At 56.2% G+C, this 18,655-nt stretch carries 17 protein-coding genes; 15 read left to right on the top strand and 2 right to left on the bottom strand.

The window, feature by feature from the left end; all coding sequences use genetic code 11:
- Positions 1-185: 185 nt before the first annotated feature.
- The 7 genes from MSL71_RS11260 (at position 186) to MSL71_RS11230 (ending at position 7,065) form a co-directional block, all read left to right on the top strand.
- Positions 186-1,343, top strand: coding sequence for a 4Fe-4S dicluster domain-containing protein (locus MSL71_RS11260; RefSeq protein WP_180140287.1), 1,158 nt, complete (start codon positions 186-188; stop codon positions 1,341-1,343).
- A gap of 682 nt (positions 1,344-2,025) precedes the next feature.
- Entirely contained in the window at positions 2,026-2,766 is a 741-nt protein-coding gene (locus MSL71_RS11255; protein ID WP_180140286.1) for a hypothetical protein, read from the top strand.
- Between the two features lie 50 nt (positions 2,767-2,816).
- Positions 2,817-4,370, top strand: a complete 1,554-nt coding sequence (locus MSL71_RS11250) for an asparaginase domain-containing protein (protein WP_180140285.1) — start codon at positions 2,817-2,819, stop codon at positions 4,368-4,370.
- A gap of 138 nt (positions 4,371-4,508) precedes the next feature.
- Positions 4,509-5,384, top strand: a complete 876-nt coding sequence (locus MSL71_RS11245; protein WP_180140284.1) for a hypothetical protein — start codon at positions 4,509-4,511, stop codon at positions 5,382-5,384.
- 13 nt (positions 5,385-5,397) lie between these two features.
- Positions 5,398-6,213: a hypothetical protein gene (locus tag MSL71_RS11240; protein ID WP_180140282.1), complete on the top strand. Its 816-nt coding sequence runs from the start codon at positions 5,398-5,400 to the stop codon at positions 6,211-6,213.
- Positions 6,214-6,334: 121 nt separating this feature from the next.
- Entirely contained in the window at positions 6,335-6,748 is a 414-nt protein-coding gene (locus tag MSL71_RS11235; protein ID WP_180140280.1) for a nucleotidyltransferase substrate binding protein, read from the top strand.
- Positions 6,745-7,065 (top strand): nucleotidyltransferase family protein, encoded by a 321-nt coding sequence (locus MSL71_RS11230; RefSeq protein WP_218951009.1) that lies wholly within the window; start codon positions 6,745-6,747, stop codon positions 7,063-7,065. The genes MSL71_RS11235 and MSL71_RS11230 overlap by 4 nt, the downstream gene beginning before the upstream one ends.
- A gap of 206 nt (positions 7,066-7,271) precedes the next feature.
- Here the strand turns inward: MSL71_RS11230 and MSL71_RS11225 are convergent, their stop codons facing one another.
- Entirely contained in the window at positions 7,272-9,107 is a 1,836-nt protein-coding gene (locus MSL71_RS11225) for a heavy metal translocating P-type ATPase (protein WP_180140278.1), read from the bottom strand.
- 350 nt (positions 9,108-9,457) lie between these two features.
- On the opposite strand from MSL71_RS11225, the gene MSL71_RS11220 reads away from it, so the two are divergent.
- From MSL71_RS11220 to MSL71_RS11200, 5 genes are all read left to right on the top strand, one after another.
- Positions 9,458-9,706 carry a hypothetical protein gene (locus MSL71_RS11220; protein ID WP_180140276.1) on the top strand — a complete coding sequence of 83 codons (249 nt, stop codon included), beginning with the start codon at positions 9,458-9,460 and terminating at the stop codon, positions 9,704-9,706.
- Between the two features lie 114 nt (positions 9,707-9,820).
- Entirely contained in the window at positions 9,821-10,051 is a 231-nt protein-coding gene (locus MSL71_RS11215; RefSeq protein WP_218951008.1) for a DUF7661 family protein, read from the top strand.
- An 843-nt stretch (positions 10,052-10,894) separates the two neighbouring features.
- Entirely contained in the window at positions 10,895-11,095 is a 201-nt protein-coding gene (locus MSL71_RS11210) for a cold-shock protein (RefSeq protein ID WP_180140274.1), read from the top strand.
- A 454-nt stretch (positions 11,096-11,549) separates the two neighbouring features.
- On the top strand, positions 11,550-12,506 hold the full coding sequence (locus MSL71_RS11205; RefSeq protein ID WP_180140272.1) for a class I SAM-dependent methyltransferase: 957 nt from the start codon (positions 11,550-11,552) through the stop codon (positions 12,504-12,506).
- A gap of 5 nt (positions 12,507-12,511) precedes the next feature.
- Positions 12,512-14,719 (top strand): molybdopterin-containing oxidoreductase family protein, encoded by a 2,208-nt coding sequence (locus MSL71_RS11200; protein ID WP_246317768.1) that lies wholly within the window; start codon positions 12,512-12,514, stop codon positions 14,717-14,719.
- Between the two features lie 593 nt (positions 14,720-15,312).
- Here the strand turns inward: MSL71_RS11200 and MSL71_RS11195 are convergent.
- On the bottom strand, positions 15,313-15,909 hold the full coding sequence (locus MSL71_RS11195; RefSeq protein WP_180140267.1) for a TetR/AcrR family transcriptional regulator: 597 nt from the start codon (positions 15,907-15,909) through the stop codon (positions 15,313-15,315).
- A 652-nt stretch (positions 15,910-16,561) separates the two neighbouring features.
- Here MSL71_RS11195 and MSL71_RS11190 point away from each other — a divergent pair.
- The 3 genes from MSL71_RS11190 to MSL71_RS11180 all read left to right on the top strand — a co-directional run bounded on the left by MSL71_RS11190 (position 16,562) and on the right by MSL71_RS11180 (position 18,529).
- Positions 16,562-17,188 carry a PEGA domain-containing protein gene (locus MSL71_RS11190; RefSeq protein WP_180140265.1) on the top strand — a complete coding sequence of 209 codons (627 nt, stop codon included), beginning with the start codon at positions 16,562-16,564 and terminating at the stop codon, positions 17,186-17,188.
- 395 nt (positions 17,189-17,583) lie between these two features.
- Positions 17,584-18,090: a peptide deformylase gene (locus MSL71_RS11185; protein ID WP_180140263.1), complete on the top strand. Its 507-nt coding sequence runs from the start codon at positions 17,584-17,586 to the stop codon at positions 18,088-18,090.
- Between the two features lie 16 nt (positions 18,091-18,106).
- The gene (locus MSL71_RS11180; protein ID WP_180140262.1) at positions 18,107-18,529 is read left to right on the top strand and encodes a GNAT family N-acetyltransferase; all 423 of its coding nucleotides are present in this window, start codon (positions 18,107-18,109) and stop codon (positions 18,527-18,529) included.
- Positions 18,530-18,655: the final 126 nt, after the last annotated feature.

The following is an 18,655-nucleotide window of genomic DNA, read 5'->3' as shown; positions in this document are numbered from 1 at the left end:
CTTTGTAGCATCCCACGCCCATCTGGACCGTGCACCCGAAGCAGAAACACACCGTCCCGAGAAAACGACTACGTCACACGCCATGCCAAAGCCGGGCCCAATCACTGGACGTATTTAGGGGGATCAATGGATTCAGGGAAAGGATCAAAAAAAAACGGCGATCGTAAACGACGAAAGGATGTGAAATGCGATGCCATAGCAGGCCTCAAAAAAAGGGAGCCAACAAAAAAGAGAGGCTCGAACTTCCAGTCACCATCGACGCAATGGCCTACAAGCGATTTCACCAGAAGGACACCGCCTTCTGCCAGGCGATCTCTGAAGCCTTCCCAGAAGGACGCCAGGCCTTGGAGCTCCTGGGCAGCTCATCGGCAGACCTGGGGCAGCGAGTCATGGACAAGGCCATCTCCGATGCCGGGTGGTACATGGACTCCCTCATCGCAGGCGGCGCGCCCACCACGAGCCCGGATATCGTGGCCGAGGTCCGAAACAACGAGGTTTCCTCGAGCCCCTACGATTTTTCATCCGCCGAAGAGGCCTCCCTCTACATCAAAAAGACGGCCCGCTTCCTGGGAGCCGACCTGGTGGGCATCACCCCCTACGATGAACGCTGGACCTACGCGTCCTTTTACAACCCACAAAAAGGAACAAGCCTGCCCCCGGACCTGCCCTTTACCCCCAAATCGGTCATCGTTATGGCCTTTGAAGTAAACTTCGGGGCCATCGTGGGTAAGGGGTACTCCCAGATGGCCATCACAGGCGCATCCCTCCGCAGGTTCATCACCAACATCGGCTACAGGGCCTTTGCAGCTGTAAACGACGTTGCCTTGAGCGTCCCCTACGGCATAGCTGCAGGCCTTGGGGAGGTGGCCAGAAACGGCCTCCTCGTCACTTATGAGTACGGTCCCCGGGTGCGCATCGGCAAGGTGTTCACCGAACTTGACCTGGCCTGTGACAAGCCGATGAGCTTTGGGGTCCGCCACTTCTGCGAAACCTGCATGCGCTGCGCCGACGCCTGCCCGGGCAACGCCATTTCCACGGAAAAGAAGCCATCCTTTGACGTTCACAACGAGTGCAACAATCCCGGGGTAGCCAAATGGGCCATCGACGCAAAAAAGTGCCTTCTGGCCTGGGGAAAGGCCAAAAGCGACTGCGCCACCTGCATCACCAGCTGCCCCCTTCAACAAAACCGATTTTTGGTCCCATCGTTTGAGAGGCAAGGTCAACCACCGCATGACCGGACCGCCCCACGCCATGATGCGGAAAATGGACAAGCGTTTCGGGTGCGACAACTTCTTAGACAAAAAAGCCGTGACCAGCTTTTGGAAATTATAACCGAACCGTAGCTATTCAGATCACCTCCGATGAGGCGCTTTCTTGAAAAACCTTTACAGAACGTATCGAAATTATTTCGGAGGCACCTCAAGAGGCTTAATCAAAGCCTGTTTGTTCTATTTATTTTAGAGGGTTCCCCCGACAGAATCACCGGAGGCAACAGCACGCTGAATTGTTACAGGTACGACGTATCATCCGGGACGCAGGACGATGCGCTGCCCTCGATTAAAAACAAAAAGCTCGAAGGCCAACGCCCTCCGAGCCTTTTGCGCAAGGCACTCTTTTTTCACCCTTTTTCCCTGTTCTCCCGCTTGATTTTTCAACCGATCTGTGAAACGATCGTTTTGGCCTGCAACACATCTTATTTACAGCCAATCCCCACAAGAGCCCCAACGGCATCCCACCAACACCCCAGCGTATGAAGGCCATGGCCTGCCCGTACAATGATCGTCACCGGCCTTTGATGCCCGGTCGCGTCACGTCCCCGGAGCCATACCCATCCCAGCACCTTCTTTCGCAGCCGAGACAAGGCCCGCAAGACATCCAACAACCATGCGCGTAAACAGCCCAAGCGCCCCGTCACCCTTTGAGCATTGCAGGGGCTATGGACCTGCTCCCGCGCCCTGTCAACGGCCTGCGCCCCGGTGTTTGCCCTTCACAAGGGGCCGGGCCCACCTTGAAAAAGGAGGTCCCATGAGTTCATCATCCATGCAATCAGACGCTGCCACCGGCGTCGGAAGGCTTAAATTCTGTGGCGTCGTTCACCCGAACAGCAAGTTCCACATCCTCAGAGAAAAGGCCCCGGAAGACCATGTGATCGCCCCGAACTATGTCTTTGTGGAGGGCGTCGGCAGCGTCCCGCAGTACGCCCCGACGGTGTTCGGCAAGTCCACTGCCTACGACCCGCCCCATGACTGCAAGGGCTATTTCATGTCCGCGAAATACCAGCCCAACAACAACTGCTATGCCTACGGCTGCGTCATCGCCAGCAACTCGTTTCCCCAGCCGGGGCGTCTCAACGGCTACACCCTCCCCAAAAAATTCACGGGCTCGGATGTGGCATACGGGGCCGAGCTGGACGGCCTGTCCATGGTGGGGCAAACCCTTGAAGCCGTCTATTCCCATGCCAAAGATGAGGCTCCGGGCCATTACGTGGCCCTGCTCATCTCCGAAGCAGACCCCGGCATCGGGTGGACCGGCGACTACCACTGGGTCCGTTGCGACGACCTGACCACCTCCATGTGGTCCCAGAAGGACGGCTCCGATCAGGTCACGGACTTCGACTTCGCGGGCAACCCCATCACCGACCCCGCCACGGCCAACTGGACGGTGAACCAGGGCCCCATCAGCAAAACAGACATACGGGAGATGGTGGTGAGCTACGATTTCTACGCCTACATGTTTGTGCCCCGCGATGGGGTGGACATCATCTGACCGGCAAAAGCCATCCACACCAACAGAAAAAAACAAGGAGACATCGCATCATGAAGCTTTACATCCTTTACACCGGTGGAACCATCGGCTCCGTGGGAACGCCCTTGGCGCCCATGTCCGGCGAGGATTTCAAGACAGCCTTCACCGCCCAGGTCACCCCCATGATCACGGGCCAGACCGCCATCACCGACGTGGAGATCGCCTACTTCGACCACACCCTGGACAGCACCAACATGCAGCCCTCGGGCTGGGTGATGATCGCCCAGAACATCTTCGACAACTACAAAGACTACGACGCCTTTCTGGTCCTCCACGGCACCGACACCATGGCCTGGACCGCATCGGCCCTCTCTTTCCTCCTGCCCGGAACCACAAAGCCCATCACGGTAACAGGCTCCCAGCTCCCCCTGTTCATCCAGGAGGGAAGCGACCCCTCGGCCTACCCCTTTCTTTTTAACACCGACGCCCTGCGCAACGTCCTGGGCAGCGTCCAGTTCCTCACCATGGGGGTCAACGAGGTGTGCCTCTACTTTGCCGACACCCTCTACCGCGGCAACCGGGTGGTCAAAACCAACGCCAGTGAGTTTGTGGCCTTCTCCTCCCCCAACTACCCTGCCCTGGGAGAGTTCGGCATCCTGCCCACCCTCTACAACCAGTTCCTCCTGCCCTTGCCGGGCGCAAACGCCCTTGACGCCAACTACGAGCAGGTGGGCGCAGACCTTGCCACCATCGCCTCCAATATCACCAATAAATCGGTCATCCAGTTCCTCATTTTTCCGGCCTACTACAACGAGGACACCGAAGGGGACCCGTCCCTCATGACCTCCATGCTCACACAGCTGAGCCAGGTTTCCCCGCCCCTTGCCGGGATCATCTTCGAAGCCTACGGCGAGGGCAATATCCCCAGCTACCAGACCATGCAGGACCTCCTCAAAAAGATGCACGGTGATGGCATCATCCTGGTGGACTGTACCCAGGTCCTTGCCGGAGACGTCAACTACAACGCTTACGCCACCGGGGCATGGCTCAAGGAGGCCGGGGTGATCAGCGGCCACGACATGACCCCCATCGCGGGACTGGCAAAGCTCATCGTACTCCTTGCCAGGGATCCGTCCATGGCCATGGCCGACGTGGAGAACCTCATGGGCCAGAGCCTTGCCGGAGAGCTCACCCCCTACTACGCCATTTCAGGGTACCAGAACGCCTACCTGGCGCCGGGTGAAAACCTCTTCTCCATCAACGGCAACTTCCAGTTCCAGAACACCACCGACGGCACCCTGGCCATCTACGATGTCAGCGACGCCTCCAACCCCACCCTGGTCTGGCACCAGGACATGGGAGCCCAGGGCAGGCTGGTGATGCAGTCCGACAACAACCTGGTGTTCTACGACATGAGCCACACGCCCCTCTGGGCCACCAACACCGCCACCATCGGCCACAACGCCTATCTCCAGCTCGGCAACGACGGCTCCCTGGCCCTGTACAACATGGACACAAACCAGGTGTTCTACACCATCTACGCCCCGTCAACAGAGACTGCGGCCGCTGCCGTGCCGTCGGTACCCGAGATCCTGCTGCTCTCCACCATGGCCCGCAGGCGATGACAAACGCCCCCCGGTGACGCCTTTTTACCGGGGGTTTTGACCGTTGCACCCGGAATTCCCCCCGGGTCCGGGCATGTTGCTCCCGGGTCCCGGGGTCCCGCTTTTTTCCACCCACGCCAACCATGAAAGGAGAGCCCCATGTGCACCATTGGAACCGTGTTTGACGCATCCGTTGTCCGATCCTTCAAGCAGTGCGATCTCACCGACCCCACCACCTTTTATCCCCCGGAAGAACGGCAGGGAAAAGCCGGGACCTACCTGGCCCTCACCCGTCTGGGCAGACCGGGCCTGTGGGCCGGGGGCAATACAAGCGGCGTTACCTTCACCGCCGCGGACAACTACACGCGCGAGCTTACAGCACGGGAGAGCAACTCCCCGTTCCGCCTGGTCCGCACCAACACCTACCAGGGATCGAACAGCTCCGTGGACTCGTTGTTCCTGGCCTACGAAAAGGCCGTGGCCGATTACGACAACGCCCAGGATGCGGCCAACTCCCTGGCGGATTTCTACTTAAACGGCGACGCCGAACACCCGGGGCCCTTTGAGTCCGCAGACATCGCCATGTTCTCCGACACAAGCCAGGCCGTATACATGGAGTACTCCCCCATCGGCAACTTTAAATTCAACGGCCTGGGCGATGTGGTCGGCCAGACCGGGAAGCCCGAGGTCCTGACCCTCTCCCCCAAGGCCGATTATTTTGCCAACACCAACAACTGCCGCCTCTTCAACACCTCCGTCACCTACCCCATGAACCAGAGCACCTTCCTGCGCCTGGAGCGGGCCGAGCGGCTGTTGCTGCTCCAACCCAACCACGACGGCGTCCACAAGCTCCTGCGGGATCAGTACTTCGGCGAAACCGAGCTCTCGATCTGCCGTGTCGCAGTCAAGCCCGGTGAGTTCTACACCCAGGCCTCGGTGATCTTCAGCACCCAGGAAAACGGCCTGATGTGCGAATACGTGATTAACGGCAACCCGCGGACCAAACCGTGGCAGACCATGACCATCACCAAATAAGGAGACCCGAGCCATGTTGACCCTCAAACGCACCACCTCTGCCCCCACAACGACCCTTCCCGAAGGGTTCCACTACGTCAGCCAGGACAATTACTGCCTGGTTCGCCTCAACGACACAGACAAAAAATACCTCTACTCGGACAGCGCCACCTCCTGCATCATCGTGGTCATGGCCGGTCGCAACGCCGATGACCAGGAGATCGTCATGCTCAGCCACCTCTCCCGCAAGGTGCGCTACGACTACTTCTTCAACCTGGTGGGCGCCCACTTCGTGGGGCCGGTGCACATCTGGGGCCAGGGGGGCAACCCGCCCCTGGCCGAGGCCTCCAACGACAACACCCACACCCTCATGGGGTGGCTCATGACCCACTCCCTGGATAACTTCCGGTACAACGCCCCGGCGGACAAGCCGAGCTGGTGGGTGGAACAGGTCACCCTCAGCCTCGGCCAGGGCGATCCCAACGAATGTCACCGGGACGACTTTGGGGTGGACTTGACCACCATGAAGGTCAGCAACCAGGCCTTTGACCTCACGTCGGAACAGCGGGATCCCACCGGGGGCGTCCAGACCCTCTTTGCCGTCTTCGGCATGAAAATCTACCCGCCGGTGTGGCTGTGGAAATCCACGCGCCCCTTTGACGACGCCCTCATTACCCGCCTGGTAAACGCCGCCAATCAGGACAACTGGACCCAGATCCTCTCCATGACCGACGAGGAGATCCTCCACACCTACTCCAGCACCCCCGAATGGGAGGTGCCGTGGTTCGTGGAGACCTTAAAGGAGTCGGCGCAGTTTGTGGATAATTGGAACAAGACAAACGGAGGGTGATCATCCCTTCCCACATGCGGATATCTCCGCCCACCGGCATCACCACGAAATCACCCGTGGATATTCACAGCCCATATAGGGTATAAAGAAAACGGATGCCACCACTTGGACAGGAGACCACATGACCACAAAAGACGCCGGAGATATCCGCTGGATTCAGCGTTTCGAGCATTTTGAGAAAGCCTTTGCCGAGTTAAAACTGGCTGTTGCCGTCGATGAACCGTCACGGCTTGAGCGGGCTGGGCTCATCCAGTTCTACGAAATGTCCTTTGAGTTGGCATGGAAGGTGATGAAGGATTATCTGGATGCGGAAGGATATGATATACAGAGCCCCCGGGCAGCCATTAAACAAGCCTTTCAGTCCGGAGTGATCGAGGATGGTGAAACCTGGCTTAACGCATTAAAAGATAGAAATCTGACCGTGCACACCTATGATGAATCCACAGCCAAAGAAATTGAACGACGTATTCGAAGAGCCTACTTCCCCAACCTCGCCAAACTCTACACAACCTTGCAGGCCAGGATCACGCCATGAAACGGTTCGGATTAAAACCATCGGAAATCATGGCCATCCAGATGGCTGCTGCACGGTTCCCGAGTGTGGAATCCATTCTGATTTTCGGATCACGTGCCAAAGGGACCGAAAAAGCAGCGTCCGATATAGACCTCGCCGTCAAAGGTGAAGGGGTCTCCCCCGAAGAGATCCTCAAGCTTAAGGATATTCTTGAAGAAGAGACCCTCATCCCCTACTTTTTCGACATCATCCACTACAATACCCTTCAAAGCCCCGCCCTGAGGTCCCACATCCATCGTGTCGGAAAAGCCATTTACCGAAAAACTGCCTCCTCATAAGCTGCACGCCACCCGGTTTGATTCATCTGTCGTAACCAGACACCCGATACAGGCCAATGTGAAATCGTTACTCGACAGCCATGGGTTTAACCCGGGTATTACACAAGTCGGGTGCACTCATATGCAAGGCAAGAGAGCTTCAGATGTCGTTTTTCACCTCAATACCCTGATAACCAGCAGATGCAGGCTGAGTTAACTTATCTCCCCTATCTTGCATACCTCAATGACGCGGCAAGCCCCACCACCAGAATGGATCCGATGTTGTGGGCCACAGCCCCCAGGATGGGGGTGAGCACCCCGGCAAAGCCCAGGAGCACGGCCACAAGGTTGATGCCGAAGCTCAGGGCGATGTTGACCTTGATGGTGCGACTCATCCTGCGGCTGAGGTCCACGAGGAAAGGAAGGGTCTCCAGCTTGTCGTTCATCAGCACGATGTCGGCGGTCTCCAGGGCCACGTCCGATCCCCGGAGGCCCATGGCGATGCCGGTGCCTGCAGCTTTCAGGGCCGGGGCGTCGTTGACCCCGTCCCCCACAAAGATCAGACCCGAGCCTTCATGGGACTCGATGAGGCCCAGCTTCTCATGGGGCTTGCACCCGGCGTGCCACCGTGAAATCCCCACCTGGTCTGCCAGGCGGCGGACCGCCGGTTCCCGGTCCCCGGAAAGGATGCGTACATCCCCGAGGCCCTTGGCCGCCACAGCCCGGATGACCTCTTGGGCCTCGGGTCGGGCCTCATCATCCATGCCAAGATAGCCCCAAAGCTCGCCATCCACGCGTACCTCCACGGTGGTCAGGCCTGTCTCGCCCCTGGCGCCGCTGGAGATCACCTCAACCCGGGCGTCCCCTACTTTGCCCGAGACGCCGCGTCCCACCTCGGACTGGATCTCCCGGGCAGCGGGAACAGTGCAGCCCAAAGAGGTTGCCTTGGCAAGGATCGCATGGGCCAGGGGGTGGGCACTCCCCGTCTCCAGGGCCGCTGCCATGGCAAGGAGCTCTTCCGGCCGCCTGTCCCCTTGGGGCAAAACCTCCACCACGCCGGGCTCTCCCTTGGTGAGGGTCCCGGTCTTGTCGAAGAAGAGGGCATCGGCTCCGGCCATGGTCTCCAGGAATCCGCCCCCCTTCACCAGCACGCCCTCTTTGGCCGCACGGCTGATGGCGGCCACTGAGGTCACGGGTCCGGCCAGCAGAAACGAGCATGGGCATCCCACAATGAGCACGGTAATGGCCCGGGAGATCTCCCCGGTAATAAGCAATGCCAGCACCGCACCGGCCAGGATCACCGGGGTGAACCACTTGGCGTACTCATCCACGATGCGGGCGCTCCGGGTTTTCGACGACTCGGCGGCCTGGATCATCTTGACGATCTTTCCGAAGGTGGAATCTTCGCCCACACGCAAGGCCTCCACCGTCACGAACCCGTCCACGCACGTTGTTCCGGCGTAGACCTCGTCCCCTTCCGAACGGCTCACCGGAATGGACTCCCCGGTGATGGCGGCTTCATCCACAAAGGTGGCCCCTTCACGGATCACCCCGTCCACGGCGATGGTTTCGCCGCTTCGCACCACCAGCCGGTCCCCCTGACGGATGGACGACACCTTTACCTGCACCTCGCCGCCCTCTTTGACAAGGGTGGCAGTGGCCGGGGTCATCTCCACCAGCTCTTCGATGGCGTGCCGGGCGCTGTCGCTCACCGCCTCTTCAATGAGGGCCCCCACCACCATGATGGCGCTGACCACGGCAGCCTCCAGAAAATTACCCGTGAGCATGCAGGCGATGATGGCGATGCTCACCAGCTCGTCCACATTCACCTCCCGGGCCATGATCCCCTTGACGGCGTCCACGATAATGGGCAGGCCGTTCAGCGCCACCGACAAAATAAGAACCAGGTCCCTCAGGTTCAGCGAGGCCACCAGCCCCTGCTGGTTCACCATTCCCGTCAACAGGGCCACGGGGATCAAAAGCGCCCCGCCCGCCACACGGATAAAATCCGATGATTTAAAAATCTCCTGATACACATTGAGTTTTGCATACCGTCCGATCATAGCGTTTCCTCTTTTTCGCGGTCTGTTTTCTCTCTTATCTATCGTCGCAGAACATGCATGTCATCTGTGCCGGCGCAGGAAAAACAATCCCGGCACACCCTCTCTATACCGACCATTCATTTGAAGATCAAGTGTTTTGAAAATCAAACTAAAAAAAATTCACAGCGCCACATACCCTATCTATAAAGCCAGCTCAATCAGGGTGATACAACCCACCCGACCAAAGACAGCCTTTGTTCCTTTTCCGGGTCTGACGCCTGGCGGCACCTGAACACCGCTCCCTTCTGACGTCAAAAAACTGCGTTGCAACCGGTCCCCACCTCGATTATCATTTGCTATGTTCATGTCTCATGCAAGGCAACGACGAATGGAGCCCGGAATTATCTTTTCACTCCGAAACGGTCCATGCCCTTCATGGTATGAATTCAAAGGAATTGCATGCACATTCGCTCTGCGCATCGCACCATGCACCTTGGACAGGGATTTTGGCGCCCGATATTTACGGGCACGCCATACGTGAAAAAGTCATGATTGTGGCTGAAGAGAAGAAGGAAACCTTTAAACTGGGCATCCTGGATCCGGCCAGAGGTGAAACCTGAGCCGTTTACGCCCACCCAGATCGCGGGAAAAGGATGCGGGGTCACCGATGGTTTCCTGATGATAAGCAATGTGGGCTCAGTGGCCTGCCGACTGAGGGTTACGGACTGAGGTAGATGGAAATGGACGAAAAAATCACATTCAATGTGTTTGGCAGGACCGTACTGGCGCTACGAAAAGAGAACACATGGGCGCTGTTCTATCTGGGAACGGATGGAAAGCGTCGCCCGGCAACAGACCTTGTTGTCCCTTCCGATATCAAAAGCCCCGAGCTGGAACAGTACCTGAGCGACCTTTGCCACGAATGGGCCACCGAAAAGCATCCCGATGTTTTCAGGGTCACGTAATATAAGGGATAAACTATTGCGGGGATTGACGGGCGGCTCTCAGGCGGCTGGCGGTATCCATGCAGGGACCTGAATTGAACCTTTTCCGGTGCGGGGGCCGCACCCTACGGGGTGACACGGCCCGGGCGGTTACGTGGGGCGAGAAATTGAGGGGATTGACGGACGGCTCTCCGGAGGCTGGCGGCAGCCATGCGGGGCCGTGAATTGAACCTTTTGCGGTGCGGGGGCCGCACCCTACGGGATGACACGGTCCGGGCGGTTACGTGAGGGCGAGATATTGCGGGGATTGACGGACGGCTCTCAGGCGGCTGGCGGCAGCCATGCGGGGCCGTGAATTGAGCCTTTTATGGTGCGGGGGCCGCACCCTACGGGATGACACGGCCCGGGCGGTTACGTGAGGGCGAGAAATTGAGGGGATTGACGGACGGCTCTCCGGCGGCTGGCGGCAGCCATGCGGGGACGTGCATTGATCCTTATTACGGTGCGGGGGCTGCACCCTAGGATTTATCATCGTCAGAGGGGGGGAACGATACCGACACTAAGGGAAAGATCTTTTGTAAAATCCACGGAGAACCCTTGAATCGACCTCACTATTTTCTGGTGCGATTAACCCGGGGGAACCCTTTTATGTCAACCAATTACACGTGTGGCCAACCGTTTAAAAAAATAAATTTCCACTTTTTTATTGACACCTTACGCAAACCCATGGATACTCCGCAGCGTTACTGCCTCATGTGGAGGCTTGTGTTTCGTTATCAAAGGAATTTCCATTTGAAGAAGTGGCCAGACCTGAAAGTTTCGAACATGCAACAAACATCATTTAATTTTTAAGGAAAAGTCACAATGAACAATGGAATCGTAAAATGGTTTAACGAGAGCAAGGGTTTTGGATTCATCGAGCAGGAAAACGGCCCCGATGTATTCGTACACCACTCAGGCATCAACGCTTCAGGTTTCAAAACCCTCAACGAAGGTGACCGCGTTACTTTCAGCATCGAGCAGGGCCCCAAAGGTCCTTCTGCTACCAACGTCACCGTTCAGTAGCAAAAAAATCGTGCTCCTTTAAGTGAGTGCAGCATGATTTAATATATAAAGGCCCCCTGGATTTATTTCCAGGGGGCCTTTTTTTATCCCTTCCGTTTACTCTCTGCCACAAGTGGGCCACCACAACCAAACCTGGGGAAAGGGCTCTTTCTGCTGGACTTTTTCCGGCCGTCTGTGAGATGGTAGAGACAACTTGCAACATCCTGCAATCATATCCAAAACCATAACAATCCTTCATAACAACCAGTAAACCCGGGGTGGGACAACTGCCCATCGGTGCTGAGGATCTGTGCCACCTTGCGGTATCCACCTGTGGCGAGCGATTTCCGGCGACCACACCGGACCTTCGCCTGAAGGTTCGTCACCCACCCCCTTACCTGATCATCCCCTGAAACGTGACGGGGCAACGGTTCGGCCCCGGAGCATGCCTCCAAAGGGCCGCAAAAAGGCGCATATGAAACGATGGCTGCATGAAAAGCTGATCTGTCCGGAGTGTGCTTCGAAAGAAAACCCCTTAACCCTTAGCGTCACGCGCGAAACGGGCGACGATGTGCTGGAAGGCGAGCTGACGTGCGTGGGCTGCCGACGGACCTACGGGATCCACGAAGGCGTTGCCGTGCTCCTGCCGGAACGCAGCATGGGCTTGCTGTCCGATGATGCCGGATACAACTCCAGAGCCATGCTCTCGGCGTACCTGTGGAGCCATTTTGCCGAATTTTTCAACGGCACGAACGCCACAGATGCCTACAGGACCTGGTCTTCGTATTTTACCGAGACAGACGGATGGGCCCTTGATATCGGGTGCTCCGTAGGGCGCCTCTCCTTTGAATTGAGCAGGACCCACTCGCGGGTGGTGGGCATGGACACCTCCCTGTCGTTCATCAAAAAGGCGCGGCAGCTCCTGACCGAAAAACGCCTGGAGTTCGACCTCATCGTGGAAGGCCACCTCACGGAACGCAGGAGCTGTGACCTGGATCCGGGCTGGCACGAAGATCGTGTGGAGTTTGTGGTGGCCGATGCCATGGCCCTGCCCTTCCGGCCCACCCTTTTTTCCACGGCCACCTCGGTCAACGTCCTGGAAAAAGTACCCCATCCCAGGCAACATCTGGCCAACATCAATCACGTTCTCAAAGACGACAACGCCATGTTTGTCTTCTCCGACCCCTTTTCCTGGGATGAAGCCGTCTCACATCCTGAGGTGTGGATGGGCGGCCGCACCGAAGGGCCGTTTCAAGGCCGGGGCATCGACAACATCATCCGGCTGATGTCCGAAGGGGGCGGCACCTTCCATCCTCCCTTCGAGATCGTTGACCAAGGCGATGTAAACTGGAAAATCCGGAAGACAGAAAACCTGTGGGAACACATCACCTCCCAGTTCGTGGTGGGGGTCAGACAGCAAAACAGGAGATGAGCACAGTGGATCCAAAACCCGGAATTTGCGGCATCTGTTTCCATAGCCCCGGTTGCGGGGTCATTGCGCATTTTGACGACAACAACAAAATCGAGCACCTGGAGCCGGACCCCGAGGCGCCTTTAGGCAGCATCCTGTGCCCCATGGCGGACAGCGTCAAAGAGATCATCTATTCCGAGCGGCGGCTCACCCACCCCCTTAAGCGGGTGGGCCCCAAAGGCACCCATGAGTTCGAAAAAATAAGCTGGGACGAAGCCTTTGAGATCATCGTGGACAAGCTGAAGGAGACAAAGAAAACCCACGGCCCGGAGGCGGTTGGTTTTTATGCAGGGACAGGGACCTATGAGCGATCTTTCAAAGACGTCTTTCAACTCAAGGGATCGGAGATCTACCTGGCCAGCAGCGTGCTGTTTCCCTTCGGGTCTCCCAACTCCTTTGGCGTGGGCGCCCCGTGTTACACCGCCCTGGGCGTTCTGGCCCCCAAGCTCACCATGGGATGCCTGCACATCGATATGTTCTCGGACGTGGACAATTCGGACCTGATCCTTGTGTGGGGCACCGACCCCTCCTCCTCCACGCCGCCGGAGATGTTCGAACGGCTGAAAACGGCCGCAGAGGAAGGAGCCGAGATCATTGTCATCGACCCCAGACGAACCAAAGCAGCAGACCTTGCGGGCAGCACGTGGCTCCCCATCCGGCCAGGCTCGGACGGGGCACTGGCCTTAGGGCTTGCCCATATCCTCATCCGGGACAACCTCTACGACGAAGAATTTGTGGAAGACTGGACCCTGGGGTTTGATGAGTTCGCGGCGTATGTGAAGGAGTTTACGCCACACCACGTTGCCGCCGTCACGGGCATCGACGAAGAAACCATCGAAACCCTGGCCGAAAGCATCGCCGACGCCGAAGGCGCAAGCTACATCATGTACACAGGGCTGGAGTACACCAAAAGCGGGGTGCAGAACATCCGGGCGGTGATGGTGTTGTGGGCGCTGGCAGGCCAACTGGATGTGGAAGGGGGGCGCTGTTTTGCAAGGTTGGAAAATCGCCTTCACCTGAACCGAAAGGGCCAGCTGGAGACCCCCGGCTATGACAAATCCATCGGCAGCGGGAAATTTCCTGTCTATTCTCATTACTGCGGGGGCGAGCCCCACGCCGCCCTCCTCCCGAAATCCATCCTGGAAGGAGAGCCCTACAAGATACGGTCCATGTTTGTCATGGGGGCCTCATTGCTGACCTCATGGCCCGACCCGGGGGTCTGGAAGGAAGCCCTGGAGGCCCTGGACTTTCTGGTCACCATCGATCTCCAGCTCACCCGGGATGCGGCCTACGCCGATATCGTCTTGCCCGCCACCACGGCCTTTGAACAGGAGTCCTACTGTTACTACGGAAACGCCATCCGGCTGCGGGAAAAACTGACAGAGCCCGTGGGTGAAGCCCGGCCCAATTACCAGATCCTGGCAGAATTGGCCGAACGCTTGGGCTACGGCCACCTCTACCCCCAGAGCCAGGAAGAGCTGCTGCACTACATCCTCGATGGAACCGGCTTTACCGTGGAGGACTTGAAACAGGCGGACAAACATGTGCTCCGCAACGGCAAAAAAAAGATGGCCTACCGGAAATGGGAAAAGGGCCTGCTTCGACGCGACGGCAAACCGGGGTTTGAGACCCCGTCGGGTAAATTCGAGATCAAATCCACGGTGCTTGAACAGCATGGTTACGAGGGCCTGCCCAAATATGAAGAGTCCGTTGAGACCCCGGTCAGCAACCCGAAGCTGCACAAGCGGTACCCGCTGATCCTGGGAACCGGCCCCTTCAAACCCGACATGAAATCCTGCCTGCGGGCCATCCCGAGCTTCATGGAGAAATACCCCTACCCGGTCATTGAAATGAATGCGGCAGACGCCGAAAAACGCCGGGTCACCACCGGAGACACCGTCATCATCAAGACAGCCCGGGGCTCGGTGGTGATGAGGGCCTATGTCACCGACAAGATCATGGAAGGTTTTGTGTACGCCCCCGTGGGAGGCGGCGGCCCCCTGGGGACCGAGGCGTGGCAGAATGCCAACGTCAACGTGCTCACCGACTTGAACCAGTACGACGAGATCTCCGGGTTCCCGGTTTACAAAACACTGCTGTGCCAGGTGAAGCACAAGAAACGGGAACGGAGGCGTCCGGCCGCCCAGGACCCGAGCCTCGGGTGTGTGGGGTGATGAGCATGGGGCTTGCCGATCCTGTTTTTACGGATGAACCATGCATCCCTTTTTAGCCCCCCCAAGACCCAAGGCCTGGGCGTCATAAAAGGAGAAAACCGACGTAACGATTCAGCTCAAAATTGCCTCCGGCGGCCCTGCCGGGGGCCAAACTTTTAAAAAGTTTGACAAACAGGTCTTAAGTAAGCCTTCCAGGCTACGCCGAAACAATTTCGACATTTTCGCACCCGCGCTACGTTTTGATCGCCCTGAAGGGCGATCAAAACGTAGCGCGGGTGCCTTAGAAAAGTTTTTTGCGGAGCTTTTTTCAAAAAGGGACCCGGCAAGGAGCCACGGTGCATGGATTGGGGAATTACACGATTTCAGATTGTACCCAGGCAAGGTTGCAATATGAAATGTTGGAGGTAATGAACCCCCTTCCCAATACGCCGATCATACTTACCGGATCCCGAACAACCAAATATCCCACAGATCCACGTGATGACTACCTGTATTTATGGAAACACTCGCTCCGATGCGAAATAACACACATTTATTACGCGGTTCAAAGAGTACGCCTCCCAAAAACCGGGCCTTTAAAGTGACCCGGTGCATTACGGTCGGCGATGTTTCTCCACCACCCCTTTAAGGCCCTCCCAGTACATCCCATTGGCTTTGATAAAGGAGTCGACGATCTGGGCCTCGGTCTCAAGCCCTCGCATATTCTGTGTCAGGGGGCTCAGCATCAAATCGGCAAATCCATGGGAGTATATCCACCCCTGAATCAAAACGGTCTCTTTGATGTCGTCGGGGATGCCCTTTAGAAGCGGGTAATCAGCAATTCTGTCCATGCTGCGCTTCAGGTTCTCCTCGGCCATGACCGTATTGATCCCCGGGTATTTGTCGCTGTGAATGCACTTGTAAAGATGCCTCTCCTCTTTGGCGAACAGAACATACCCCAAGCCCATATCCAGATAGACATCACCACTTCTCGGGGTGTCCTGAAATGCCTCCAGAACCTCCCATGCCTTTTTCACCACCGCCTCTTCAATCTCTGCCATGGTCCTGCCACATGAGTAGATCGGCATGGTGGAGGCATTCAATTCCGTTGCGATGGTTCGGGCTGTCAGCTTTTCCACTCCGCCCCTGCGAACCACCTCAAGGGCGGCCTGGGTAATGTCTTCAATGGCAAACCTGGTCTTCCGCGGCATAGTCCCTCTTTTAAATAATAAATATTATATAACACTTGTTATTTTAGCGTGTCAACAATGTTTTTCACAACCAATTAAAGAGGATAACTCCTCGTTTCGCAAGCAAGCACGTCGAAAAACACGCTTCAGCCAATCTCAGTACCCAGGTGCCATCACGGAAACATGCCGTTACAGGCCCATGGGACTTTTGCCTCTGAAGACATGGCGATTTTACCTTTCACCCAGAGCGCAATCGTATACTGAAGGCATTACACCATATTCCACCCCCGATGCAATCACGAGATCGTCATGGACAAAAGAACATAACGAGACAAACAACAGAGACGTCCCCCACCATGGCCAGCCAGTGAAATCAGAAAAGGGCCTCCTCACCAGGTCGTTTCCTCCCCGTTAATCAGTGCACCCGCAAAGCGAACTTTCCTATTTCTACATTGATAACAGATGGTATTTTACCTATAGAAGCTGCATGGAAACGAGTCGGCAGAAGAGCCTTGAGGTAAGCCACCACATCTGCAGCTCCGATGCCTTGAATATGGGTGCTCTCGCCTCGTGAAATATCCGGGTTGGGGAAACCTGTTTCTTTTTAAGGCATCAAGGGGATAACACTCCATGCCGGCATTTATAAAACTGAACAGTTGAGGGACCATTCCGTATGAAACATGTTACACGCCGTTGTATTTCTCTTACCGGTATCTCCATTTTCCTGCTCCTGACCGGATGCGCAACCATCGTAAAAGGCCCGACCCAGGAGGTGAGCTTTACGTCGGTTCCCGCCGGGGCGTCTGTCATATTAGACGGAAGGGTCCTTGGCCAAACCCCTTTCACAATGCTGCTCAAGAAAAAGCCGGGCCAGGCCATTGTCTTTGAAAAACAGGGATACAGCCCTCAACACATGACCCTGACAACACGCCTGGACAGCTGGTTCTGGGGAAACATTGTCTTTGGCGGGGTTTTAGGCTCCGTAACGGACGGATTCTCGGGCTCGGTCACCGAATACTCGCCGTCTCAATACTTCATCACACTCTCTCCCGTCGCCTCCGGAAAGACACAACCCATCAGCAAAAAGGCCGAAGCCGAAAAATACATCGTCACGGCATATCAGAACATTGTCACGGAACTGAACTCCGACACAGGCGAGTATGTGGCATCACTGTTCACCCTGCTGGATATTCCGACAAAGGATCAACCACAGGCTGTGGCGCAGATACGGGACTTGTCGAACCAGCACGCATCTATTCCTGAATTCGCAGATCAGGTGACCCGCCTGTACCTCAATTAACGTCCACACCAAAACAGGACATCGGGGGCAGGAAAACACGGCTGCATTTTTCCTGCCCCACGACCACCGGCTTGGATATGTGTGCATGCGGCACGAAAATAATCCGGTGGGGTGGCCTTTCCCTTCATTTCTATTGAAAATACGGCTATTGAGACATAACCTGGATATGTCACGAGTCGGGTGAGAAAATCAAACAGCAAACCCTGATTTACATTTTGCATTTTCTGAACAGCTGACTTTTTTTATTATAGCCTTTCCGAAATCATATGATTTTCGCTTTGGCTGGTTGTTTTTTTCATAAAATATCCGGGATAAGGGTAGTCTTGTTCTTTGTAAAACCTGCTCTCGGCAAGACGGGCGGCATGAAACCCGGTGCATCGTGAAAGGATAGAGTGATGACAGTCAGAGACATTCTTATGCTTGGCAATGAGACCCTCAGAAAAAAATCGAAAGAGATTGATTTTGAGCGGGACAATGTGGAAGGTCACATCGCAGACCTCAGGGACACCCTCCGGTTTTTCCAGAAGAAAGAGGGCATTGGCAGGGCCATTGCCGCACCCCAAGTCGGCTGCCTGAAACGGATAGTCTACCTGGAGTCCGAAGGACGAACAATCGTGATGATCAACCCCAGGATCGTTTCCCAAAGCCCCGAAACCTTCGACGTCTGGGACAGCTGCTTCAGTGCCGATGTCGCTTTTTTCTGCCGGACCCGCCGACATCGATCCATCCACGTTCAGTACTGGAACCAGGACCGGGAACAGATCAATGAAACCTTCACGGACGATTTGTCCGAACTTTTCCAGCATGAAATCGATCATCTGGACGGCGTCTTGTTTACGGACCACACGATTGACCATCACATCATCATGAGAAGTGAATGGGAAAAGTTGACGGCGGTTTAAAGGCACAGGAATGAATATGAATATTGATGTAACGTCAAGCTGCGAGGGTGTGGACTGGAAAGCCGTATCGGACACATTAAAAAGCGTCAATATGGCTTTCTACGAACCCGAAATCCATCAAAAGGCATTTGAAGCCAGCCATACGACTGTGTTTGTCTATCATGAAACGCGGTTAATCGGGTTTGGCCGCGCCATATCTGATGGTACCTATCAGGCAGCCATATATGACTGTGCGGTTCGTGACGAATATCAAGGCAAGGGAATCGGGAAAATAATCATGAATGGTCTGTTAGCCGAACTATCGCATTGCAACATCCTTTTGTACGCGTCGCCGGGCAAAGAAGGGTTCTATCAATCCCTCGGGTTCCGGAAAATGAAAACGGGTATGGCATGTTTCCAGAAAGAAAACGTGATGCGAGATCGCGGATTTATAGAGTAATCATCACTCGCTCAAAAGCGAACCAGCCCCGATTAATTAATCGTGCGGCCCCACCCTTACCAGCCCTTTGTTCTTTTTGTGGATATGCGGTAACGTAGAGACGATTCATATGGCTAAACAGCGCAC

Source organism: Desulfoluna butyratoxydans (assembly GCF_900699765.1).
Classification (GTDB): domain Bacteria; phylum Desulfobacterota; class Desulfobacteria; order Desulfobacterales; family Desulfolunaceae; genus Desulfoluna; species Desulfoluna butyratoxydans.
Note: the sequence above shows the minus strand (reverse complement) of the source record. Positions and strands in the feature narration are given on the sequence as shown.